Source organism: Chryseobacterium daeguense DSM 19388 (assembly GCF_000430825.1).
Taxonomy (GTDB): Bacteria; Bacteroidota; Bacteroidia; order Flavobacteriales; family Weeksellaceae; genus Chryseobacterium; species Chryseobacterium daeguense.
On sequence record NZ_AUMT01000001.1, the window covers coordinates 19,642 to 43,226 of the forward strand.

At 33.4% G+C, this 23,585-nt stretch carries 33 protein-coding genes; 31 read left to right on the forward strand and 2 right to left on the reverse strand.

Annotated elements, in window-relative coordinates:
* From H560_RS22190 to H560_RS0100280, 31 genes are all read left to right on the forward strand, one after another.
* A complete protein-coding gene (locus H560_RS22190) occupies window positions 1–537 on the forward strand; it encodes a hypothetical protein (protein WP_027378148.1) in 537 nt (178 codons plus the stop codon).
* A gap of 29 nt (window positions 538–566) precedes the next feature.
* Window positions 567–986 (forward strand): hypothetical protein, encoded by a 420-nt coding sequence (locus H560_RS0100130; protein ID WP_228372391.1) that lies wholly within the window; start codon window positions 567–569, stop codon window positions 984–986.
* A 4-nt stretch (window positions 987–990) separates the two neighbouring features.
* Entirely contained in the window at window positions 991–1,695 is a 705-nt protein-coding gene (locus tag H560_RS22195; protein ID WP_155844920.1) for a DUF1281 family ferredoxin-like fold protein, read from the forward strand.
* 18 nt (window positions 1,696–1,713) lie between these two features.
* Window positions 1,714–2,466, forward strand: coding sequence for a hypothetical protein (locus H560_RS0100140; protein ID WP_027378150.1), 753 nt, complete (start codon window positions 1,714–1,716; stop codon window positions 2,464–2,466).
* Window positions 2,467–2,468: 2 nt separating this feature from the next.
* Window positions 2,469–2,735, forward strand: a complete 267-nt coding sequence (locus H560_RS23665) for an HNH endonuclease (protein ID WP_027378151.1) — start codon at window positions 2,469–2,471, stop codon at window positions 2,733–2,735.
* On the forward strand, window positions 2,725–2,934 hold the full coding sequence (locus H560_RS0100150; protein ID WP_027378152.1) for a hypothetical protein: 210 nt from the start codon (window positions 2,725–2,727) through the stop codon (window positions 2,932–2,934). Before H560_RS23665 ends, H560_RS0100150 begins: the two co-directional genes overlap by 11 nt.
* A gap of 70 nt (window positions 2,935–3,004) precedes the next feature.
* Window positions 3,005–3,931, forward strand: a complete 927-nt coding sequence (locus tag H560_RS22200) for a hypothetical protein (protein WP_051289072.1) — start codon at window positions 3,005–3,007, stop codon at window positions 3,929–3,931.
* On the forward strand, window positions 3,813–4,790 hold the full coding sequence (locus H560_RS0100160; RefSeq protein WP_155844921.1) for a hypothetical protein: 978 nt from the start codon (window positions 3,813–3,815) through the stop codon (window positions 4,788–4,790). Before H560_RS22200 ends, H560_RS0100160 begins: the two co-directional genes overlap by 119 nt.
* A gap of 138 nt (window positions 4,791–4,928) precedes the next feature.
* On the forward strand, window positions 4,929–6,005 hold the full coding sequence (locus tag H560_RS0100170) for a DNA cytosine methyltransferase (protein WP_027378155.1): 1,077 nt from the start codon (window positions 4,929–4,931) through the stop codon (window positions 6,003–6,005).
* 1 nt (window position 6,006) lies between these two features.
* On the forward strand, window positions 6,007–6,897 hold the full coding sequence (locus tag H560_RS0100175; protein ID WP_027378156.1) for a phosphoadenosine phosphosulfate reductase domain-containing protein: 891 nt from the start codon (window positions 6,007–6,009) through the stop codon (window positions 6,895–6,897).
* 50 nt (window positions 6,898–6,947) lie between these two features.
* On the forward strand, window positions 6,948–7,370 hold the full coding sequence (locus tag H560_RS0100180) for a hypothetical protein (protein ID WP_027378157.1): 423 nt from the start codon (window positions 6,948–6,950) through the stop codon (window positions 7,368–7,370).
* On the forward strand, window positions 7,367–7,783 hold the full coding sequence (locus tag H560_RS0100185) for a hypothetical protein (protein ID WP_027378158.1): 417 nt from the start codon (window positions 7,367–7,369) through the stop codon (window positions 7,781–7,783). Before H560_RS0100180 ends, H560_RS0100185 begins: the two co-directional genes overlap by 4 nt.
* A gap of 1 nt (window position 7,784) precedes the next feature.
* Complete coding sequence (locus H560_RS0100190) at window positions 7,785–8,234, forward strand: hypothetical protein (RefSeq protein ID WP_155844922.1); 450 nt, start codon at window positions 7,785–7,787, stop codon at window positions 8,232–8,234.
* Between the two features lie 3 nt (window positions 8,235–8,237).
* Window positions 8,238–8,426, forward strand: coding sequence for a hypothetical protein (locus H560_RS22850; RefSeq protein WP_027378160.1), 189 nt, complete (start codon window positions 8,238–8,240; stop codon window positions 8,424–8,426).
* A gap of 6 nt (window positions 8,427–8,432) precedes the next feature.
* On the forward strand, window positions 8,433–9,257 hold the full coding sequence (locus H560_RS0100200; protein ID WP_051289074.1) for a hypothetical protein: 825 nt from the start codon (window positions 8,433–8,435) through the stop codon (window positions 9,255–9,257).
* A gap of 57 nt (window positions 9,258–9,314) precedes the next feature.
* Complete coding sequence (locus tag H560_RS0100205; RefSeq protein ID WP_027378162.1) at window positions 9,315–9,698, forward strand: hypothetical protein; 384 nt, start codon at window positions 9,315–9,317, stop codon at window positions 9,696–9,698.
* Between the two features lie 2 nt (window positions 9,699–9,700).
* A complete protein-coding gene (locus tag H560_RS0100210; protein WP_027378163.1) occupies window positions 9,701–10,072 on the forward strand; it encodes a hypothetical protein in 372 nt (123 codons plus the stop codon).
* Complete coding sequence (locus tag H560_RS0100215; RefSeq protein ID WP_027378164.1) at window positions 10,065–10,601, forward strand: terminase small subunit; 537 nt, start codon at window positions 10,065–10,067, stop codon at window positions 10,599–10,601. The genes H560_RS0100210 and H560_RS0100215 overlap by 8 nt, the downstream gene beginning before the upstream one ends.
* Window positions 10,602–10,836: 235 nt before the next feature.
* Window positions 10,837–12,018, forward strand: a complete 1,182-nt coding sequence (locus H560_RS0100220; RefSeq protein WP_027378165.1) for a phage terminase large subunit family protein — start codon at window positions 10,837–10,839, stop codon at window positions 12,016–12,018.
* A gap of 69 nt (window positions 12,019–12,087) precedes the next feature.
* Window positions 12,088–12,687, forward strand: a complete 600-nt coding sequence (locus H560_RS0100225; protein ID WP_027378166.1) for a hypothetical protein — start codon at window positions 12,088–12,090, stop codon at window positions 12,685–12,687.
* A 226-nt stretch (window positions 12,688–12,913) separates the two neighbouring features.
* The gene (locus H560_RS0100230; RefSeq protein WP_155844923.1) at window positions 12,914–13,174 is read left to right on the forward strand and encodes a hypothetical protein; all 261 of its coding nucleotides are present in this window, start codon (window positions 12,914–12,916) and stop codon (window positions 13,172–13,174) included.
* Window positions 13,175–13,183: 9 nt separating this feature from the next.
* Window positions 13,184–13,681 (forward strand): hypothetical protein, encoded by a 498-nt coding sequence (locus tag H560_RS0100235; protein WP_027378168.1) that lies wholly within the window; start codon window positions 13,184–13,186, stop codon window positions 13,679–13,681.
* Window positions 13,682–13,737: 56 nt separating this feature from the next.
* Window positions 13,738–13,917: a hypothetical protein gene (locus tag H560_RS0100240; RefSeq protein ID WP_027378169.1), complete on the forward strand. Its 180-nt coding sequence runs from the start codon at window positions 13,738–13,740 to the stop codon at window positions 13,915–13,917.
* 17 nt (window positions 13,918–13,934) lie between these two features.
* The gene (locus tag H560_RS0100245) at window positions 13,935–14,219 is read left to right on the forward strand and encodes a hypothetical protein (protein WP_027378170.1); all 285 of its coding nucleotides are present in this window, start codon (window positions 13,935–13,937) and stop codon (window positions 14,217–14,219) included.
* A complete protein-coding gene (locus H560_RS0100250; RefSeq protein ID WP_155844924.1) occupies window positions 14,220–14,681 on the forward strand; it encodes a hypothetical protein in 462 nt (153 codons plus the stop codon).
* Window positions 14,678–15,583: a hypothetical protein gene (locus tag H560_RS0100255; RefSeq protein WP_027378172.1), complete on the forward strand. Its 906-nt coding sequence runs from the start codon at window positions 14,678–14,680 to the stop codon at window positions 15,581–15,583. Before H560_RS0100250 ends, H560_RS0100255 begins: the two co-directional genes overlap by 4 nt.
* Window positions 15,580–18,174 (forward strand): hypothetical protein, encoded by a 2,595-nt coding sequence (locus H560_RS0100260; protein WP_027378173.1) that lies wholly within the window; start codon window positions 15,580–15,582, stop codon window positions 18,172–18,174. Before H560_RS0100255 ends, H560_RS0100260 begins: the two co-directional genes overlap by 4 nt.
* Window positions 18,168–18,542, forward strand: coding sequence for a hypothetical protein (locus H560_RS0100265; RefSeq protein ID WP_027378174.1), 375 nt, complete (start codon window positions 18,168–18,170; stop codon window positions 18,540–18,542). Before H560_RS0100260 ends, H560_RS0100265 begins: the two co-directional genes overlap by 7 nt.
* A complete protein-coding gene (locus H560_RS0100270) occupies window positions 18,539–22,312 on the forward strand; it encodes a phage tail tape measure protein (RefSeq protein ID WP_027378175.1) in 3,774 nt (1,257 codons plus the stop codon). Before H560_RS0100265 ends, H560_RS0100270 begins: the two co-directional genes overlap by 4 nt.
* A 3-nt stretch (window positions 22,313–22,315) precedes the next feature.
* Complete coding sequence (locus H560_RS0100275) at window positions 22,316–22,630, forward strand: hypothetical protein (RefSeq protein WP_027378176.1); 315 nt, start codon at window positions 22,316–22,318, stop codon at window positions 22,628–22,630.
* Window positions 22,621–22,899 carry a hypothetical protein gene (locus tag H560_RS0100280; protein WP_027378177.1) on the forward strand — a complete coding sequence of 93 codons (279 nt, stop codon included), beginning with the start codon at window positions 22,621–22,623 and terminating at the stop codon, window positions 22,897–22,899. The genes H560_RS0100275 and H560_RS0100280 overlap by 10 nt, the downstream gene beginning before the upstream one ends.
* Window positions 22,900–22,906: 7 nt before the next feature.
* Here the strand turns inward: H560_RS0100280 and H560_RS0100285 are convergent, their stop codons facing one another.
* Both H560_RS0100285 and H560_RS0100290 read right to left on the reverse strand, forming a co-directional pair.
* Window positions 22,907–23,206: a hypothetical protein gene (locus tag H560_RS0100285; RefSeq protein ID WP_027378178.1), complete on the reverse strand. Its 300-nt coding sequence runs from the start codon at window positions 23,204–23,206 to the stop codon at window positions 22,907–22,909.
* A gap of 22 nt (window positions 23,207–23,228) precedes the next feature.
* On the reverse strand, window positions 23,229–23,504 hold the full coding sequence (locus H560_RS0100290) for a hypothetical protein (RefSeq protein WP_027378179.1): 276 nt from the start codon (window positions 23,502–23,504) through the stop codon (window positions 23,229–23,231).
* Between the last annotated feature and the right edge of the window lie 81 nt (window positions 23,505–23,585).

The following is a 23,585-nucleotide window of genomic DNA, read 5'->3' on the forward strand; positions in this document are numbered from 1 at the left end:
ATGAAACTAAATATAACAATAGATCTTGATGATTTATACACAGAATATGATGATTATGAGAATGGAACATCATTAAATGATATAATTCTTTCCGATCTAAAAAACCAAGTTACAAGGGAATTGAAAACATTGCTTGGTGATGACATAAAGTCAATGAAAGATCAGGTATTGAAAATTGTTCAGGAAGAAATCATTAAGATTTCAGATACGAAAATTCCAATCATTGCAAAAGAGATTATTTCAGAGACCTTTTTCAATTCAGACTATAAAGTTAAAAAATATGGTGATGAATTTACTGTAAAAGAGTATGTGGAGGGCATCATAACAAAGAAAGATCAATTAGCAAAAGAATCTGTTGAAAGTTACCTTGATTCACTGTCGAAAAAGAATCTTGATGAAATGAAGAAAACAGCTGATGTTCACTTTAAATCAATCAAAGACAAATATGATTTACTGTTCGCTTCTCAAATTGTTACCAAACTTGGAGAAAAAGGAATGTTAAAAGAAGACGTTGCAAAACTTTTATTAGACAATTAATTATGATTTTCGATACTTCCATACCTGAAATGAAAAAGAAAGCAATCAACAGAATAAAGCATTTACTTGATAAGAATGCAAAGATTGAGGTTTTGGAAAAAAAGAAAAACCGGACCTACAGTCAAAACAATTATTTGCACTTAATCCTGGGATGGTATGCACTGGAATATGGTGATACACTTGAAGAGATAAAACAAGAGCATTTTAAAAAGATTGTAAACCCAGGAATTTTCAAAACTGAATTCATCAACAAAAAAACTGGCGAGGTCCGCGATCGGTGGAGAAGCACAAAAGAACTCAACACCGAAGAAATGTCACTTGCAACTGAAAGATTTAGAAACTATTCAATGAAGACTTTAAATCTGTACTTACCAGAACCAAAGGACATTGTTTATCTGGAAGAAATCGAAAATCAACTTGAACAACATCAAAACAAAATTTATTTATAAAATTATGCCTAATCATATCAAAAACAGAATCACAATCATTGGTGATTACAACAAAGCTAAAGAAGTATTCAATAAATACTCAACTCATTATCCAGCGACTTTATATAAAGCGTATGACGGTACAATCGTTTGCAAGAAAAAAAATCCAAATGAATTTTCTGTCGGTTGGTTTAACCCTAAAGATGGAACATTTAGAACACGTGAAACAGAATCTTCAATTGGTCTTCCTGATGAATGGGAATTTGAATTAAAAGAATCATTCAATCATTTTCCAGACTTTGAAAAAATTATTCTTCCTCCAAATGATCCGGCATATCGTGATGAACCAAATCAAGAAGTTGCAAGAAAAAGCCCTAATTGGTGGCATACATGGAATGTTAAGCATTGGGGAACTAAATGGAACAGTTACGATTGTGAAGAAGAAAGTTACAATGTTTTCACATTTGAAACTGCCTGGGGTGGTGTTCCTGAATTAATTCAAGAGATCAGCAAACAAAATCCAGAAACTGAAATTCACTATGAATATGCAGATGAAGATACAGGATATAATTGCGGTTCATATAAATTCTTAAACGGAGAAATTACACATCAATCTATTCCAGTCGGAGGTTCAAAAGAAGCCTATGAATTAGCCTTCAAACTAAGACCACATTACAAAGAAGGTTATGTTCTGAAAGGTGACAATTATGAGTATGAAGATGAAGAATAATTTAAAATAATTCATAACATGAAAAATAAATTGGAAACCAAACACCAGGAAATAAGATTCATCACATCAGATCTCAAAGAAATGCAAGGGATGTATCTGGCAAAAAGATTATTAAGAACATGGAATGAAGATTTTGTTGATGAAGATAGTGGCGAGGTTGTTTCGATAGAACGTAATGAAATAATTCTTGACATAGGAACTCTTTTAGACAATCACAACTTACAGATTATAGATTTTCATTTAAGTTCTGGTGATATTACAGGAGTTGAAGTAAGCAACCAAAAAAGGGATGGAATATTTTCAGATGAATATTTAACCTCAACATGGTGTGTTACTGCAGTAATCGGAGGTAAAAAGAAGAATATTTATATGTATGCGAATTCAGTATTTGTTGCATTGGATATTGCCAAAGACTTCATTGAACAATCTTATCCCGGTCACTTTGGAATTGCAGGAGTGAAGGAATTAAATAATGCTGTTCTAATCACTAATGTTTCACAGGAAAATGATGGTGAATTGAAATTCTATATGATCGAAGTTGAAATTGAAAAAGATGAACATTCATACAACAACGGTTTTATTGTAAAAGCATTAAACGCTGAAAATGGAAAAGCATTAATTGAAGCCTTTTTAACCAATAAATTCAAAGAGGAAAATGATATTGGAGAATTTCATTTAACACTTCAATCTGCAAAAGTGATTCCGTGTGAAGCTGTCATTGATTCGGTTTTCTGTTCAAAATACCTTGAAACTGAAAAAGCAGATGGATAAGTATGGAAAAACACACAAAGGTTTACCTTGAATTTTTTCCTTCTCATTCTGGGTTCTACCATTGCGAAATATGTCATAAACAAGCAACCGAGATTCATCACATTCAACGGCGATCGGAGTTCGGGAGCAAAACAAAGCATTTGCAAGATCAAATTGAAAATCTTATCGCATTGTGTAGAACCTGCCATGAGAAAGCACACGCTAATATTTACACAAAGGAATTTCTAACAGAAATACACCTAAAAACAATGAAAATCTATGAAAGTTAAAGATATAAAGCTAAACGAAGAAGTAATCATGAATGGCTTTAAATACATCTACAAAGGTGTAAATAAAATAAGAATGTCAGGTTACTGGGTGCAGAAGATTGTTTTCAAAGGTTTGGAAAATGTTCCAGACAAACATTTTGATCTTCCGGTTGGCAATATGGCAATTAAAGATCTAAAAATTGAAATTGAAACACAATGATAATCCCGAATATCATTATTAGGATATTCATTCCTAAGAAAAACAGAATATTAAAAACTCATTGGTAATAATGAACATTTATGATTTATCTCGGAAATTTTGGGATTTCGCTTTTGAAAATCCTGACAAAATAAAACCAAATCATGGGGCGATGTATTTTTTTGCAGTTGAACATTGCAATCGATTGGGATGGAAGGAAAAATTTGGATTTCCAACAGTGATGGCAATGGAAGCTATCGGGATAAAATCATACAATACTTTCATAAATACATTAAAAGATTTGGTTGAATATGGTTTTATCGAAATGATTGAGAAGTCAAAAAATCAGTATTCTGCAAATATAATTGCTCTATCAAATTTTGACGAAGCACATAACAAAGCACTTGACAAAGCATTAATGAAGCACGGAACAAAGCAAAGTGAAAGCACAGAACAAAGCACAGACGAAAGCATTGATAGTATAAATAAACAAATTTACAATAATACCAATTTACAAATTTACAATAATGAAGCTGTCGCTTCTGAAATATTTTCAGAAGAAAATCAGGAAGAAATTATTTCAGAAGAAAGTGTTGAAGTAAATCCAGACGAAAATGAACAAAAAGAAAAAAGTTCCGCAAAAAAAGAAAAAGATAAATATTTCTCAAAAAAAGATTTTAAGAAAAAATTATTAGACCTGGGGGCCACCGAACAACACATTGAAGATTGGTTTACAGTTAGAGACAAAAAACGTGCTCCATACACTGAAACGGCACTCAATGGATTAACAAACGAATGTGAAAAAAATAATTTCCCCATTTCAGAAGCTGTACGGATATGTGCAGAAAGCAGCTGGCAGGGTTTCAAATACAAATGGTTAGACGAAAATCAAAAACAATATGGACAATCAAATAATCAAAACGCAAACGACAGATTTAGCAGCAACGGAAACGGTTCCGGTAAGATTAACGGGCGGTCAAATCCATTTACCGTTGATGATTTTCTCCAATCTTCCTGAAATATACAAACTTGAAATTGAGCATCCATTGTTCAAAGACAGTGGAGAAAAGAAAATTGATACTTTAAATAAAATTGTGAGAATGCTGGGGGTTCAGTTCAAAGATGAAAAGGATAGAAAAGATTCAGCTGCTGAATGGGTTTTGTTCTGTCAGGATTTCAGATTAACCGCCCCGGAAATTGTTGAAGCATACACGATGGCATTGAAAAAGGAGTTGAAAATATTTGATGAAAATAAAGCATACAAGAGTTCAGAATATGAAGGTGAATTTATCAAAATATACCCAAACCTTTCATTGATTACTGCAGGAGAAATTTTGAATGCTTATATCGAGCACAAAAGAATTGACAAACAATGGGAAATAGGTAAAAAAGCAATTGAAAAATATTTTGATACTCCTGTTGAAGCAACACCGGAACAAAGAAAAGCAAGAAACAAAAAACTTTGGGAAGATTTAAAAACCTGTGTATCTGAAAACAAACCATGTATTCACGCTTCATATTTCTACGAACGATTGATAAAAAAAGGATACTTCAAAAACTTTGTAGGAAATACAAACGCTCAATGGATATTGATTAAGAAAAAGATGTTGGAATTGCTTGAACAAAGTGAAGTTTCAAAAAAGCAAAACAAAATAGTAAATGCAGTGGAATCAAACCATATCAGGATGTTTTGCAAAATGAAAGATTATCAAATTCCAGAAACATCATTGTTTGCTTTTAATCTATTTTATCATAGAGCTGTTTCAAATGTAAAAAATGATTTGGTCTATAATCATGTAAAGAAGCTGATTAAAAAGAATTCTGATGAAACCGGAAATGAAATGTCTGATTCAAATATATCAGAAGAACAGAAATGAAAAGAAGCCTGGCAAGCTCGTATTCGATGAACTTGGATATTATCACCAATTCTTTGATGAAGAAATGACAGTGAAAAAATTTTCAGAAGCTCACAAATTTCAAAAAGAAACTAAAGAGAAAACAAACAAAACGAATTTATGAAACATAGATTTCCATATCAATGGACTTTAAATAATACACACTTCACTAAAGACAAAGGCAAAGTATTTTCATGTTTTGCGTGTGGTGGTGGCTCTACAATGGGTTACAAACTTGCAGGATTCGATGTGATCGGGATGAATGAGATTGATCCGAAAATGGCAGAATGTTACATCACAAACCACAATCCGAAATATTCATTCATTGAAGATATTCGGGTTTTCAAAGACCGGGATGATCTGCCTGAGGAACTTTATCACCTTGATATTCTTGACGGCAGCCCTCCATGTTCCAGTTTCTCAATGGCTGGAAACCGTGAAAAAGATTGGGGAAAAGAAAAGAAATTCCGTGAAGGACAATCAGAACAAGTTCTTGACACGTTATTTTTTGATTTCATTGCTCTTGCAAAAAAACTTCAACCAAAAGTTGCAGTTGCTGAAAATGTAAAAGGGATTTTACTTGGAGAAGCAAAAGAATATGTAAAACGTATTCTGGCAGAATTTGATGAAGCAGGTTATGTTGTAAAAGAATTCTTGTTGAATGCCATGAGAATGGGAGTTCCTCAAAAACGTGAGCGAGTGTTTTTTGTCGCAATCCGAAAGGATTTGATTGAACATCTTCCTGCAAACGAAGCAATATTGTTTGATGACTTTCCAATTCTGAATATGGTTTTCTTTGAACCGTTAATAACATTTGGTGAAGTTTATGAGGATTATGATGACGGTCAATATGTTATTCCTCCGAGTTATCTGGAAGCATGGAAATTAAGGCAGTACGGCGATAATGATTTGTCTTGTACGATGGGAAGAGAATTCAACAGACCAAACAGTTTTTTCAGCAGCAACTACATCTACAAAGACAAAGTTCCAAACACAATAACAGGAGGTGAGAAAAATATTTTGTTTGACGAACCCAGAGGATTCAATAAGAACGAATTATGCAAGATTGGAAGTTTCCCATTAGATTATAATTTTCTATCGAATAAACCAGCTTATTTAATTGGAATGTCTGTTCCACCTGTTATGATGGCTCAAATTGCATCAAGGATTTATGAACAATGGTTAACCAGAATATAAAATGAAAATAGTAGTATCGTTTAGTGGCGGAAAAGATAGCCAGGCATCATTGATCTGGGCGGTTAAAAAGTTTGGATCAAAAAATATTATCGCTGTTTTCTGTGATACAGGTTGGGAACATCCGTCAACTTACAAGCATATACATGAAATATGTAAAGATCTTGGTGTTAAGTTAATCATTCTAAAGAGCAAAACATATGATGGTATGGTTGACCTTGCAATTAAAAGAAAACGATTCCCTTCAACAAAAGCAAGATTTTGCACCACTGAACTCAAATCGATTCCAATGATTGATTGGATTCTGGATCAGAATGAAAACCTTTTAATCATTCAGGGAATAAGAAAGAATGAAAGTGAATCCCGATCAAAGATGTTGGAGAACTGCAGAATGTTTAAATACTATTCAACACCATACGGATATGATAAGAATGGAAAACCAAAATATCATACTTACAGAAAGAAAGATGTTTTGAAATGGTGTGAAAATTATGATGACAGTATTTTAAGACCTGTATTTGATTGGAGTGGACAACAAGTCATTGACTACATCATTGAGAACGGTCAAAAACCAAATCCGCTTTATTACAAAGGTGCGAACCGTGTTGGGTGTTTCCCTTGTGTAATGACTTCACACAAGGAATTAAAAGCAATGATGGAATTAACACCGGAATTCATTGACAAAGTAAACCAGGCAGAAATTGCCGTTGGAAGATCATTTTTTCCACCCAATCATATACCGACAAGGTTTAGTAGTGGGAAAGATGAAAAGGGGAGAAAATACCCTTTAATCAATGACATCATCAATTATCTAACTGAATTTTCTGGAAACCTTTTTGAAGACGAACCAGAACAAAATAAAAGCTGTATGTCATTTTACGGCATCTGCGAATAATACAATTTTCATCAAAAATTATATACAAAAAACCTTTAAAATTATATAGTATGAACAATTCATTATCAGAAAAAAGAAGACGTTTACAAGAAGAATTGAAAGAAACAATTCAACTTGAAGAAAAAGAAATAATCAAAAAGCATTTTCCAGAATTTCAACAGATGATTGGAAAGTGTTTTAAAATAAGAAACAACTATTCATGCCCTGAAAAACCTTCTGACTATTGGTTTTTATATGTTAGGATTACAGACATAAAAGAAGATGATCTATATGTTTCAAATTCTGGTGAATGCCTTTCTAATTATTCAGGTTTCAGTTTCCAAACAGATAAATACGGTCGGGTTAATATTGATACAAAAGATAGAGGATATGTTCATTCTCTTGGTGAAGAAATTCCAGAATTAGAATTTGAAAAGGCTTGGAATAAAATGATTAAAAGAATACACACATTAAATCAAACAAAAACATTATGAAACTAACATTAAAAATTGAAAAAGAATTCGATGTAAAAGAACTCCATGTTGAAGCTGGTGTAAGGTATTGGGAAGATGCAGAAGTAAATGGAGTTGAAGACACAGAGGGTGATTTGATCCCTTGTCGTGATGGTGATATTTGGAAACCGATCATTGACGTTGAAACCGGAATCATTAAGAATTGGGAACAGGGTAAAACTGCAGATATTCATTATAAAGTGTGTGATGATGGTCGGTATATTCTTAAAGATGACAAAGGTGAAACCATTAAAAGTATTGACGGATATGTTATCAGTGATTTGGCAATTGGTAGAAGTGGTTTCGGTGATTACATCATCATGAAAGTTGATGAGACCGGAAAAATTGAAGACTGGAATCCAACATTTGAAGATTTTGAAAACGAAGATGACTAATATGAAAGAGCTTGAAGAATTAACACAGAGCATTAAAAGTAAGTTACCGAAGTTAATGGAACTTACAGATGGTCAAATACTGAAATCATTAATTGATGACGAAGCTAATGGCATTTGCAAAGGAGTTGAAGTAATCATTGGAAAAGAAGATTGTGATTTGTTATCTGATGATGAAATTGAGATTGGAGGTTATGAATATGAAATTGGAAAACATTTTGAGATCATCGGAAAAGAACCAACATTCTGTGATGTCTTGGAATGTCTTAAAATGTATCAAGATGAAACAAACCAAGATGAAGACTATGAAGATGAACAATATGAAGTTACAATGTTCTTAAATGGGGACTTTTATGATGATGGAGGGTTTCTATTTAATTGGGATCTTTCAAAACTTTATCTTAAAGATCAGGATCTGGAAACTATAAAATTGATACAAACACTAATTAAATAAAAAATGGAAATAAAATTTATAAAAGTCAAATGTATTACAGGTTTTCACATTATACGATTGGATGAAATAATGCATATTTCTCCAATGGAAGGAAATCAAAATAAAACCAAAATTGTCTTGAAAAATGAATCAGGTCTATATTCAACTGAAACACAAGAAGAAATATTCTTTGCCATTGAACTCACAAAATAAAGTAGAATGAAAAAGGTATATTACATCATTGGTGATAAATTCAAATATTCAGGATTGGAATTTGAAATAACCAACATCACAGAAGACAAAGTTGTTTTCAGGAGTTTGAGAAAGAAAGGTGTTATTGACTGTATGGAGATTAAAGATTTTGAAACATTGTTCAAAAACAAGAGAGCAGAATTTATACGCAATTACGGTGCATTACCTACAGTGATACGAGAAATTGAAATTGACTGCAAAGAAATGATGTTCTATCAATATTTGCCGATCAAGTTGAAAGGAATGACAGGATTTGTTTTGGAAGAACGATTGATGAAGTTTTCAGAACTAATTGTTGAAACGTTGAGTAATTACAAGAATACGTTCGGAGAAGAAAAGTTCAATGAATCTTACATCTACCTTACAGTAAAAAGGCAATATGTTTCAAAGAAGAAATCAATGAACCGACCTGGGTATCATTCAGACGGATTTATGACAGATGATATAAATTACATTTGGAGTGACAGGAATCCGACAATTTTCAATGTCAGCAATTTCAATCTAACATTGGATGATGAAATATCGTTAAAGGAAATGAAGAAACAAGCATTACCGGAAAACGAAATTACTTACCCAGAAAACACGATATTGCGATTGAATCAATACAACATCCATAAGGTGAATGATAGTTCCATATACGAAGGAATACGAACCTTTGTGAAGATCTCATTCAGTAATGATAAATATGATCTTGAAGGCAATTCACACAATTACGAACTTGATTACAATTGGAAGATGAAACCCCGACAGAATAAACGAAATATTCCACAAACTAAGATTCAAAAGGTTTAACAATGTTAAGCCTTTTCGCTATCTTTGTATATTACTAATTAATAATAAATCAAAAACATGAGTACAAGATCCACAATGTTTTTAACAAGAGATAATGAGCATTGTTATTATGAGTGCAGCAGTCAACACCGAGACAATGAAGGTAATTTCATCGGGTATGATATTCATTTGGAAGTTGACAAAAAAAATTTAAGTCATTTTGAATGTAATGAAGATGAAGGAGTTTTTATGATAATTCCACCAGGAAGTGAAATTTATACACTCATTCAAAGAATGGACGTTGAACATCCAGATCCTGAAAGATTCCCGACAAAGAAAGAATTATTCAAAGCTCTGGAATTGGCCCGAATGGAAATCAAGTCTTGTTATTCTAAATTGGGTTATAATACATCAAACGTATTGGAAAGTATTGATGAAATTTTAATGGATAAATTGGGGTAATAATGGACGTTAAAGAATTAAGAATTGGAAACCTTGCCAATCATTCAGAACTTGGAATTGTTGAAATAATTGCAGTGGGAAAAGATTATATACACTGTACTTATAATGGAGAAACATTTTATGAAAGTGTTGGAAGATTTTCACCCATTCCTATAACTTTTGAATGGTTGTTAAAGTTAGGATTTATTGAAGGAGGATTAAGTTTAATGAGAAGCGTTAAAAATGATGTATGGCTTGAATGGGATAGAAATACAATTGCCATTACATATTTTTCTAAGGAAATTCTAATTGAAACTATAAAATATATTCACCAACTTCAAAATTTACACTTTGTTTTAACAGGAGAAGAACTACAAATAAAAAAAGATGGCTAAGACAAAATATATTGAATCACCAGAAAAGTTGTGGGAATACTTTTGTTCATACCGTGAAGCATTGAAAGAAAATCCCAGAGAAATAGTTGAACAGAGAAAGTCTTCTGTAAACTTTAAATTTTACAGCGGAGCAGATGCAAGTGAACTTAAAGAAGAAATACAGGAAGCATCAAACCCTATCATAAGAATACCCGTGCAAAATCCACTTACAATGGAAGGTTTTGAAAACTGGTGTTCTGATAACGACATAATTGAAGATTTAGGCGATTATTTTTCAAACAAAAAAAATCAGTACTCTGAATATTCCACTATCTGTTCGCGTATAAAAAGAGTGATAAGGCAAGATCAGATTGAAGGCGGTATGGTTGGCATTTACAACCCAAGCATTACGGCAAGGTTGAACAACTTGAAAGAAACAACAGAAATCGAACAGAGGACAACCAATTTCAATTATGAACTTTCGGATTTAACAGAAGAAGAAAAGCAAACATTATTTGATTTATCAATGAAAGTTAAACATGAAGATTGATCGAAACTTATTACTATCAATTCAAAAAGAAAGGTGTGAAAAGTCATTTTTTGACTTTGTGCGCCTTTTTTGGGATGTAGTCATCAAAGAAGATCCGGTTTACAATTGGCACATTCCGTATTTGTGTGATGAACTTCAATCCTTATCATACTACATCATTAATCGACTGCCAAAACCTTATGATTTAATAATCAACATTCCACCTGGAACATCAAAGTCAACAATTTGTACTGTAATGTTTCCGGTTTGGTTATGGGTACAGGACCCGACAATCAAGATCATTACAAATTCATACGCTTCCGATCTGTCAACAAATCATGCTGTGAAGTCAAGAGATATTATTTTGTCTGATAAATTCAGGGCTGTATTTCCAAAAATCAAGTTAAGAACAGATAAATCAGCAAAACAGAACTATGAAAATACAGATGGTGGTGAAAGGAACACAACCTCCACAGGTGGAACGATTACAGGAAAACACGCACACGTTATTATCAATGATGATCCATTAAACCCAAAACAGGCAAGCAGCGAATCAGACAGACGAAACGCAATCGAACATTCGACACAAACATTGTCTTCAAGAAAGATTGACAAAAAAAATACGCCGACAATTACCGTAATGCAACGACTTCACGAAAATGATGTGACTGGATCAATGTTGAGTAAAAAAGGTGAAATGATTAAACACATTTGTCTTCCTGCAGAATTATCAGAAGATGTAAAACCAGAACATTTGAAAGAAAAATATGTTGATGGTCTGCTTGATCCTGTTCGACTGGATCACACTGTTTTAAAGGAAGCAAAAATTGATCTTGGTAGTTATGGATATAACAATCAGTTTCAACAGAAAACTGCACCACCAGAAGGCGGAATATTAAAGGCTCAATGGTTTGACATTATCGACTGGAAACCAGAATTATCAAATCTGACTTGGAACACTGCAGTTGACCCGGCTTATACTGATAATCTGGATAATGATGAATCTGGAATGCTTCAATATGCAGAACTCAACAACGAATGTATCATAAGATTTGCAGAAGGTGTTTACAAAGAATTCCCGGAACTTGTAAAGTATGTTGAAACCTTCGCTTCTTCACATGGATATACAAACAAATCAATGATTATTGTTGAACCAAAAGCAAGCGGTAAATCATTGGTTCAACAGAAAAAACGTGATACCAAGTTAAACATCAAAGAAGGGGAAAACCCAATCAAAGACAAAACAGCAAGAGCAACCGACATTTCACCAATTTGCGAATCAAGACGTGTGAAACTTATTCGAGGTAATTGGAACGATTATTTTTTAAGTCAGATCAAGACATTCCCCAACGGTAAACAAGATGGTATAATTGACTGTTTAGTGATTGCTGTGAATGATTGCCTGACTAAAAAGAAAGTATCATATAAAATCAGATAATTTTTTTTAGCAATAAACAGGTTTAACAATGTTAAACTTTATAGCTATATTTGTAACAATCATTTGAACATGAATTTATTCTTCTGGAAGAAAAAACAAATTGAGAATGTGACAAAAGATCCCGAACCGGAAAAAGTGCCTGAATTTAATATGCAGTCAGTTACGTTTGAGGACTTTCAAAGAATGGTGAAGTTCGGGAAATCGAGTGATACCATAGGCAAATATAAAAGCAAACCGTTCATTGAATTGCCTTATGGAATAATAAAAAAGGATTTGCCATTATACCAGAAAAGAGAACTTGTTTATGAATCTGTTGAACTTATTCTTGGTTGTCAATATGATGATATTGATCTGTCAAATGCTTCTGGAAATGAAATACTGCAGTTTCTCATTTGGATAAAGGAACAACAGGAATTCATTCATGATCGGGAAACTCAACATCTGACATCAGAACCAGAACCAGAAATGATTGCTGCAGGAATTGATAAACTGAATACTCACGGTGAAATCATCACAATTGATAGTCTAGCCGGGCGAGATATTTTAAAACACAAACAGATTGAACAACTTCCATATCATGAGGTGTTCAAAAAACTGCTTATTGATAAAGAGATCCGGGACTTTGAAAAACGATATGCCAAAGTAATGGAGAAAAAACATAAAGGCTAAATGGAGAATGACCCTTGCAGCACATCCCAAAGGCTTGGGTAAAACACAGTAGGATTGATTGAAGGTCTGTTTAGCTCATGTACTTCGTAGCCTTCTAAATCTTACAAGGGCGTGTTCACTACGATAGTGTGAATTTTAGTTATGCTCATTTGGGTTTATTTATATAGTTAGGTTCCCCGGTCGATCTTTATTGATCGGGGTTTTTAAAAAGAAACAATCAAAAATTATGGAAATAACAAAGGAATTTTTAGGAAAAAGAGGATTTGTTGAAGACAATCAAGAAAATGTTGTAATCAATTATGTGAAAAAAATCAATGATTTAAATGATTTGGTTGTTGCAATTACTCCATTACAAGAATTTTTTGTTTGGGTTAAAGATGAAGATTTTGAAGATCCAATGATGAACGGAACAAAAGTTCATATTGATACTGATGATTTTGATTTTGCTGAAAAAATAGCAAATGCCATTTGTGGGGTTGAATTTTAATACACTATCATGAACGTAGTTAAATTCTTTCAAGAGCTTGCAACCAGATGGAACGAAGAAAACAAATGTGACTTCTGTTGGACGTTTGGCGCACCTCTTTCAGTTGCCGGAATGAATTCATCTGTTCAGGCTCAGGATTCAGTTTGCTGCAATCACTTATTCATTACAGATTATGAAGTATCGCCGGGCTATTCAAAACATGATCTCACAGGACAGATCAACCGAAAATGGTGCGATCATATTTTCACTCTGTATGTAGTACAACACGCAAATTTGGGCTTTAATGTTTACAATGAACAAATAGGACATCCAATTGATGAAAGCCTTTGGAACACGAAATTAGAACCATTGTTAAATTGCCTGGGATGTGGAAACGAATTTGATTTATGTGAAATGGGTTATGAATTTGAAATATTCAAATGGAATATGAAAACAGTAATCTACAAAGAAGATGCAAATTATACTGGCTGGCGAATTCTCGGAATCTTTAGACAGTACACACAATAATAGGATTTTATTTCTTTAAAAAGGTTTAACAATGTAAAACTTAAAATCATTTCATAATGGAAAAAACAGATACAAATCAAAAGATTGAAAATGTTGACAAAGAAAGTCAACCGGAAAAGAAAAGATCATTAAAGGTGAAAATTTCTGCATGGATCATCATAACCTTTATTGCTCTGATTATTGGATCTCCATTTATCGGATTAGGTGTTTTAATTGGTTGGTGGTTGTGGGGATAATATAAAACAAAAGCATAATGAAAAAATTCATGGTATATGTCGAAATATTCGGCAAGAAGTACAAAACAGAAGTTGAAGCATACAACCAAAATCATGCACAGGAAATGGTTCAAGGTAAAATGAAGTTTTATAAGGTTGAAGAAATTCCAGAAGATGATTTCAGCAAAAACGTAAAGGATTTGAAAGAGTTGAAAAAAATGATTGATGCAGTTGTTGATGTGGTTGAACACTTTCAAAATCCAAAGAAAAGAAAATTGCCACATTCAAATATTCCTTATCCAGAAAAAGTAAACAGAATATAAATGTTTTTCACAAAGGACGAAATAGAACGTGTAATGAATAAGGTAATCGAATTGTTCGTATTACCTCGATTCAATGAATTAGGAATGGAAGCAACAGGCGAATGGAGTGAAAACCTCCATGCCGTTGCAAATCTTGATTCTGGTTCTATCATGGGAAGACAATATTCAGAACAGCTTGCAAAAGGTTTAGGTCCTGGTGTTAGAGTTCCGATTCCGGCATTAGAAAGATGGGCAAAAGCAAAATTTGGTTTGAGTGACGAAGCTGCAAGATCTGCAGCATTTGCAGTTCAGGAGAAAATTTTCCAAAAAGGAACAACGTGGTATGAACAGGGAGGTTCAACATTGATTGAAGTTTTGGAAGAACCCAGAACATTACAGTACATCCAGGATGAACTTGGAGTGATTGCAAAAGTAAGAGTAGCAGAACAATTAATCAGAAACGCACAAGAAGCATTTTCATGACAATTACAGGTTTAGAAAATAATTATTACTTATCACAAAATGATATTTGGATCACAGTAAATGGTTTTACTGATGATACGAGTTACATGGAACTTACTGTAACCAACCTGACAACAGGTGTTGCATTATTACCGTTCAACCCTTCTCCTTCTACAAACAACGATTTTGAATTTAACATTTGTATTCCGGTAAGAAACTTATTTCCTCCTACCGATCATATCAACGTGAATTCATTACAAGAGTTCAAGTTTGATTTCAAAGTGAAATTTGAAGACACCAACATTCCAGATGAAATTGCTACAGTAACAAAATATTTCGTTCGAGGTGGCAGGGAAAAAGATGGAATTGCTGAATGGCATCTTTCCGCTTCACATGAATTGATTGTTGGTAAATGGATTGATTGGCGTGGAATTTCTTTGCCGGGCTATCCAAAGAGAATTCAAAACAACACAATTGTAAATTATGTGCCAACTCCTGAAAATACTCACATACTATACAATGTTGCAAATTGTGATTATCGAATAGTTAAGTTTTTGAATTCACTCGGAGGTTATCAATATTTCGTTTTTGAGAAATTTCAGATTAAAGCGAAAACCAAAACTGGAAAATCTATTTCTAAAATTTCCAAAAGATTAAGAACAGATAATTTCAGAAATACCGGATTGACAGTTGATAAAACAATTGAGTTTGAAACCAAAACACCTTTTCAAATTCAAGATGTATTTACTGAATTGGTATTGTCACCAGAAGTTTATTTATACAACCCTGCAGGAAACGACAATGAATCACAATGGCAATTATTGGTTCTTGAAAACAATGACAGTATAGAAAAGAATTACACACAACAATACGACAATAAAATTGAGTTTTCATTCTCAAATTATGTGAACAGAACGCTATGAGAACAGATATTTGGATTGATAAAAAGGCAATTGACTTGTATTCTGATACAAGTATTAAATATACATTCCAAGTGAATGATATTGCCAATTTATCAAACAGACAATCAACATATACCAATTCTTTTACAGGACCTAAAACACCAAACAATGTTCAAATAATGGATGGTTTGGGCTTGCCGTCTGATACTTCCAGAATTCCATATTTAAAACCTGATTGTAAAATGAAACATGAGGGTTTTGATCTGATTAAAAAAGGATGGATGAATGTCACTGAAACGGATGAAAACTATCGTTTTTATTTGTATTCCGGTTTAATCAATTTTTTTAAAGCAATTGAAAACAAAACGTTGGGTGATGATCTTGACTTATCAGAAATAAACCATACAAAGGATATTACAAGTGTTGTTAACTCATATCTGCCTGGTTCACCTTATAAATATTTTTTAGCAGACTATAACGGTCAAACACACTTCCTTAATAATCCAAACATCATTAATATCGATTACCTTGTTCCAAGTGTTAATGTAAAATATTTATGGGATAAAATTCATTCAAAGTTCAATTTCCCTTATGTTGGTGATATTTTTAATGATGATGATTTCAAAAATCTTTTCATTACTTACCCGAAAGCTCCAAACATTGCAGACTTATATAAACTTATAAGTTCAGGACATAATGTTCAATATCTGTTTTTTGGATTTGCCGGAGCAGAATCACCAGCAACAAAACATAAAAGATTATTTGTCAATAACATTGATCCGGGAAGTGCAGTTTGGAGAAACGGACAATATTTGGATATTGTTGAAGATGGTACTTACAAAATTTACCTTGATGCTATTACAGTAGGGCCTGGTGGAGATCCGTGGCCAAACACAAATTATTGGCTTGGTATAAATTCAGAAGGTATTGAACCACAAAATATTACTAATAAGCTTTTACTTGTAAATACTGGATCAACTGTAATAAGTGGCATAAAAACAATTCCTCTTTCAGCTGGATCAGTCTTGCAATTATTTTTTGAAAAGCCATTCAATGGACATCCACAGTATTTTAATGCACACTTTACTGTTAAAATCGAAAAAGTTAATAAAGAAACTGTTGACTTTCAAGATGGTTTAGGAGAGTTTTTAATATCAGATTTTACAAAAGAAGTTTTAAATTTCTTCGGATTGACTATGTTTCCAGAAGAGAATTCCAATGATCTTACTTATAAAACCATAAAAGAAAGAGTTCGTTCAAATGAAATCGTTGATTGGTCTGATAAATATATTGAAAGGACAAGTGAAGAATATATTGCAACCAATTATGCACAAAGAAATTTCTTTCAATATCAATATAACGATAAGGAAGGTTCATATTATGACGGTTATATTGATGTGTCAAACATGAATATTGATGCAACAAAAACTGTTTTCAAATCAAAAACTTACGCACCGGAAAGAGTAAAGACAAAATTCAGACTTAACAGTACAACAGAAATTGACAGTGATGTTTTTAAGTTCTACGATAAGCAACCGAATGATAACCCGAACAATCCGCCAAGTTACAAGGGATTAGAAAAAAGGTTTTATTTCATCAGACAAGCAACCGGAACTTATAATGTTACGATCGGAAGTAATGCAACAAACGAACAACAAAATATTACAAATGCAGTAGCTGGAAATTTTGCCGGATTAGACTGGCAAAATATTTTGGGTAAATATTATGGTGATTATGTTTCAATTTTGAATGATAGTAGATTACACATTATTGATCTTGATTTGGATATTGTAGATGCCATTCAACTGGATTTCAAAAAACTTTACTACTTCAAACAAGAACAGCAATATTATCTCTTAAACAAATTAAACTTCGATGAAAAGAAAGCAACAGGAGAATTTGTAAGGGTTAAAAGATCAACTAATTCTGATTTAATTACAATCGGAGCAACAATTGCCTGGATCGATGGAAATATTGGAAGTACAACAACATGGTCGCATTACATGGCTGTTGCAACAATCACTGGAAATCCAACATATTTATGGCAAACCAGGTTCAACAATGGACCGTGGGTTGATGCAACTCCTAACGTTTTAAATTATGATTATCAATTTGGATTTGGTGTTAATGATTTGAGAATAAGTTACACCAATGGAGCTGTATCGGGGTTCTCAAATATTCTAACTTACGAAAGAAAGATTGAACAAGATCCAGATAAATGTTATCGATTTGATTTTACAAGTCTTCAAGCATTGCCAAGAACCATTGAATGGGTTACATTAAACGGTCAAATAGCTTCTACAGTTTTAAATTTTTCAAGTCCTACAGATGTACAAAGCTTAAATGCAAAATCCATTATTAGTATGGGTGGAGCAACTCTAATCAATCAAACCATTATCCCATGTCCTGCAATTGTATGTAAGATATACAGGACAACAAGATTCCTTGGTTCTGGGGATGATCTTTGGATTGATTATGTTGATTGCAATGGAATCACACAGTATGAAACACAATACGGTTTTGGTACAGGTCAATGGTATGAATTCAACCGATGTGCGAGAGAAGGAACAGTTTCAACAAATGGAACATTAACAGAAGAAGGATCATGTTAGAAAAAATGTTACATAAGTTGGCATTAAAGGAAAATTTAGTTTTCGTTGGAAGTGTTGCAATGATGTTGCAGGGAATTGATGTCAAACCAAAAGACATTGATATTGTTGTAACTGATTTGAATGGTCTTGAAAACTATACAGAATATTCAACTGATTCTAAATTTTCATTTACCGGAAAACGTGCCTTCATCATAGATGAAATAAACATTGACATTTTCATTGAACAAGAGTTGCCCGAATTTGTAATTATCAACGGACTAAAGTGTGAGACTTTTTTTTACATGAAAAGGTTTTACAATGTTATACTTCCAAAGGTTGATGATTATTGGAAAAGAGTGATAAATGAAAAATTAAAACTTCTGGAATGAACCAAAACAGAAACATAGAATTAGGAACATTTACCTGGGATGATAATAAATTATCAAATCAGATTGCCGCCAATTATTTGGAAATGCAAAGACTTTCCAATGTGATGAAAGAAGCCAATCAGTCAATCAAGCAGACTGGAAATACAATTAAAGATCTTGAAAAAAGAATTGAATCAGAACAAAGAGCACAAGAACGTTTGTCCGATCAATTAGAAAATGGCTACATCACGCAAGAAAAGTATAATGAAGAAATTGAAAAAAGCAACAGTGTTATTGATGATTTTATAGATCAGCAGCAGGAAGCTATCAGAGCACAAGCAAATTTTGCTCTTGAAGTCACTAAAACACAAAATGAATTGAGTTCATTAAGACGGGAACAATCTGAACTCAATACTTTATTTCAAGCTGGTAGAACTGAACTGCAAAACAATGAAGGTGCTTATAAAGAACTGAATAAAGAACTTAATGCAGCAAAAGTTGAAGCGAAAAATTTGGGTGCTGAATTGGCGATGATGGAACGAGACGGATCAAAAGAAACTGATCCAGAAAGATACCAACAACTTGCAGCCGCATTCGCTGAAGCTTCAACCCGGGCGAGAGAATTAAACGATCAGTTTGTTGAAATTGATGCTTCTGTTGGAGACAATCAAAGAAATGTTGGTAACTACAAAGAAGCAATTACAGATGCATTTTCTGAAATCACTGGTGGTTTAATGAAAATGGCAAGTGGTGATGTTAAAGGTGGTTTTGATTCAGTAAAAGAAGGTTTTAAAGGTATTAAAACAGCTGCAGCAGAAGCTTATGCTTTTATAATTGCTAATCCATTAATTGCATTGGCCGCTGCTTTTCTGGCAATTGGTGTTGGAATATACAAAGGTGTACAGTATATGATCGATTATAATGAATCGATCAAAGAAAGCATAAAATTAACACAGGATCTTACAGGATATATTGGAGCAACTGCCGACAGCATCCGTGTACGGGCACAGGCTTTATCTGATACTTTTGGTGATGATTTCCAGGAAGTTTTAAAAACAGCGAATACACTCGCAAAACAACTTGGTATCACGTATGAAGAAGCATTTGACAAGATAGAACAGGGGTATGTCAGGGGTGCAAATGCAAATGGTGATTTTCTTGACCGACTTTCTGAATACGGTCCTTTGTTAAACAAATATGGTTTCAATCTTGAAGAAATTATCGGATTACAGATCCAGGCGCAGGAACAAGGATTGTTTGGAGATAAATTTGAAGACTCAATAAAAGAAGCAGGTTTATCTCTTGAAGAGTTTACAAAGGCTCAATCTGATGCAATTTCAAATGCATTCGGTCCTGCATTCGCAAATAAAATTTCTCATGATGTTAATTCCGGTGCAATAACAGTTAAAGACGCTTTGATCTTAATGGCTGCAGAAGCTAAAAAACAAGGTTTATCAGTACAACAATTCGGAGTTCTGACAGCTGATGTATTCAAAGGTGCAGGTGAAGATATTGGAGGTGCAAGAGTTATGTTTGAAAACATTTACGAAGGCATTAATAACTTACAAGAACCATTAACCAAAGTTCAACAAAAAACACTTGCATTAAGTGAAGCAAATTTTGAATTAGGAAAGGCAAAAGATGATGCATTAAAATCAGATAAACTCATGGATTTCATGAGTGATATGGATCTATTCCTGACAAAAGCAGAAACCATATTCTGGAAATTTATTGGATTAATCACAGATTCAATAAGCTGGATTGACGAAATGACAGGAGGTTCAGAAGTTCTCGGAGAAACATGGGATGCTGTTTCAGAACAAGCGGATGCTCTTTGGAGTGCTGTTGAATCTGTTGCAGATGTTTTCAACGATTTGTTGGATGCGTTAGGACTTAACAACGGAGAAACTCAATCTTTTGTTAAGAATATTCTTAAAGCACTGAACCCTTTAAATGTTCTTAAACTTTCAATCCAGGCTGTAACATTAGGGCTGAAAACATTTTCTGCAGTCATCCAGGCAAGCAGGGTTAACATAACCGCATTTGCAATTACAGCAAAATCTGTTTTCGCACAACTTGCTGATGCTGCAAAATCCTTTATGCGGTTAGATTATGAAGGTGGGTTGAATAAATTGAAAAATATCAACATTTCAAAAGAATTTGAAAAAGCGAGGAAAGAAGCAGAAAGGATTGTTGCATTAAATAATGCTCAAAAAAATAAACAAATTGTAGAAGAACCAAAGCCTAAAGATGAAACAAAAGCAAGTGACAAAAACAAATCTACAACTCAAGCAGATCGTGATGCAGCCGCAAAAGCAGCTGAAGAAGCGAGAAAAAAAGCAGAAGCCGAAGCAAAAAAGGCTGAAAGCAAGAGAATTGCTGATGCTAAAAAAGCCGCTGCTGATGCAAAAAAAGCTCTTGAAGAAGAAGCAAAACGTGAGTTAGAAATTGCCAAAACAACCGCAGAACAAAGTGCTGAAATTGCAAAAAGTGAACTTGCAAACTATATTGCTGTCAATGCTGAAAAGCTTAAAAGTGATAAAACACTTAACAAAAGTAAACTACAAGCTCAATTGGATTATTATGATGAAGTAAGAAAATTGCAGCAACAGGCAAACAATGAAGAAGAAGTTGCAAAGGTTCTTTCTGTTCAGCAAAAGATTGATGAAATCAATAAAAAGAAAGAATTAGGAAAACAACTTTCCCAGAATGATATTGACGAAATCAACAATCTAAACTCTGAAATTGAAAATATTCATCGCGAGTTTTACACCAAAGAACTTCAACTGAATAATGAAACAAATGAGAAAAAGAAAGAAGCCAATAAGAACTATGAAATCCAATTACAAGAGCAAAGGCGATTATCTCAAGCAATAGAGTTTCAACAAAGAATTCTTGATCTGGAATCCCAAAATGCAAACGAATTTGAGATAAAAAAAGAACAGGAAAAACAAAGATTTCAAGAAGAATTGGCGAATTGGGCGGAAGAAAATGAAATCAAAATGGATCTGGATAATGATAAATACATATCCGATCAGGAAATTCAGGCTGAAAGAGATGAATTACAAAACCAATACAACCTTGCTAAAGACGAAAACGAAAAATTAAGGGTAAAAAATCAGCTTGATGCAATTGATTTTATGGTAAAACAATCAGCCGAAAATCAAAAAAAGATTGAAGAAGCTAAAGAACAGGCTAAACTGTCAGCACTAGCTCAATCATTCGGTACTGCAAAAGGATTGTTTAAAGAAAATACCCTTGCATATAAAGCTATGGCAATCGGAGAAGCAACAATTTCAACGTATCTGTCCGCAACAAAAGCTCTTGCAGAAGTTCCGTGGCCGATGAATTATGTTGTAATGGGTGTGAACATTGCTGCTGGATTGGCGCAAGTCGCAAAAATAGCAAGTGCAAAAGCGGCAAAAGGGATGATGATTGAAGGACCTTCCCATGCAAATGGTGGTGTCCCAATCATGACACCAAACGGAATTATTGAAGCTGAGGGCGGTGAAGTAATTATTAACAAAAGAAGTTCGGCATTATATCGTGATGAACTTTCAGCAATCAATCAAGCCGGGGGTGGTGTTAAGTTTGCAAACGGTGGTGTAATTGGAAGCAACCTGGCAACCGTTCAAAATTCCTTTACAAAATCAATTGACTTTACTGAAATGGCAAATGTGATTGGTGAAAAAGTTCTTGAAGGTTCTGTTCTTGGAACATCTACCGGAAGCCAGGAAGGATTTGAAAATCTTTCACAAAACAGAAAAATATCAAACGGTGCAAATCATTAAATCATGTGGGAAAAAATAAGAAGATACCAGAGTAATCTAAAAAATGAATCAGATCCAAAGGTTGCCCGTGACATGAAGGCAATCATTACCGGAATGACAAATTTTTATTGTCACAACAGAAAAGCAAGTGAACTTGCAAAAGAAAGGTATGAAAATCATTGTTCAACCTGTTCATTTTTTATTTCTGATCCGGTAGAAAGTGAAAAAGTTACAGACAAAGATATTCCAGAATTATCCGGAAAAATTTGTTCAATGTGTAGCTGTACTTCATCTTATAAATTAAGACAATCAATAAAACCTTGCGAATTTTGGAAATAGAAAAAAAACTTTGTGTTAAAGACCTGATTTCAAGAAACCTTGAAATGTTTTATAAACTTGATTTGATCGGGATTAAGTCAATCAGTTCTGCTATTGATTTGATGCGCATTTATACCGTATATCAGGAATATGATTGGATTGAAAGTAAAACAGAACGGAAAAAAGTAACGGCATCAGCCTGTAAAGTTTCTGTTGGGTTGGTTGAGAAAGCAATTTACCTAATGAACCAAGATTTAAAAACCAATAAAAAAAATCCTACATTTCAGTAGGATTTTTTTATTGACAGGTAACTCTGTATTCATATTCAACAACTGTTGATGTTGTTCCTCCTGAATTTACCCAGGAATCAGCATCACCTTTTTTTGAAATGCTTCCGTTTTTACTACAATCATCAGAATCAATATTTTCTGCATTCCCTTTTTTCTCCCATTCACTTGCTGAAACAAACTGTGGTGGAATTGCGATGGTATAAACAGCTTTTCTTTCATACCGTTGCTGTGTACAATTACAATCTTTGTCATTGTTTCCACATGAAGCGAGTAAGAATATTCCTAAAAGTAAAATAATTTTTTTCATGATTTTATATTTTTAATTGATATTAATAATTTTTGAATCCGCGAATACCGTGTTTCATCAGTTTTTTATACAATTGATATTCTTTCATTCGGTATTCGTCATAACCTTCTTTTTCAAGAGCCATTTCGCCTTTCATTTTGCACCATTCCAGATACTCATTATAGTCTTCATCATCTTTCAATTTATTTTCATGATTTTCGATGTATTTGTTTTTCAATACTTCATGTTTTTTCGGCTGAAATACAACTTTCAGGATCAGGAAAATGCCAATAAAGATTAAAATGAATGGTATCAACATAGTCTCATACTTATAAAATCATAAGAAACTTGTGTAAATCCCTTATTTGAAGAGGGTTAACAACGATGTTTCACTTATGGT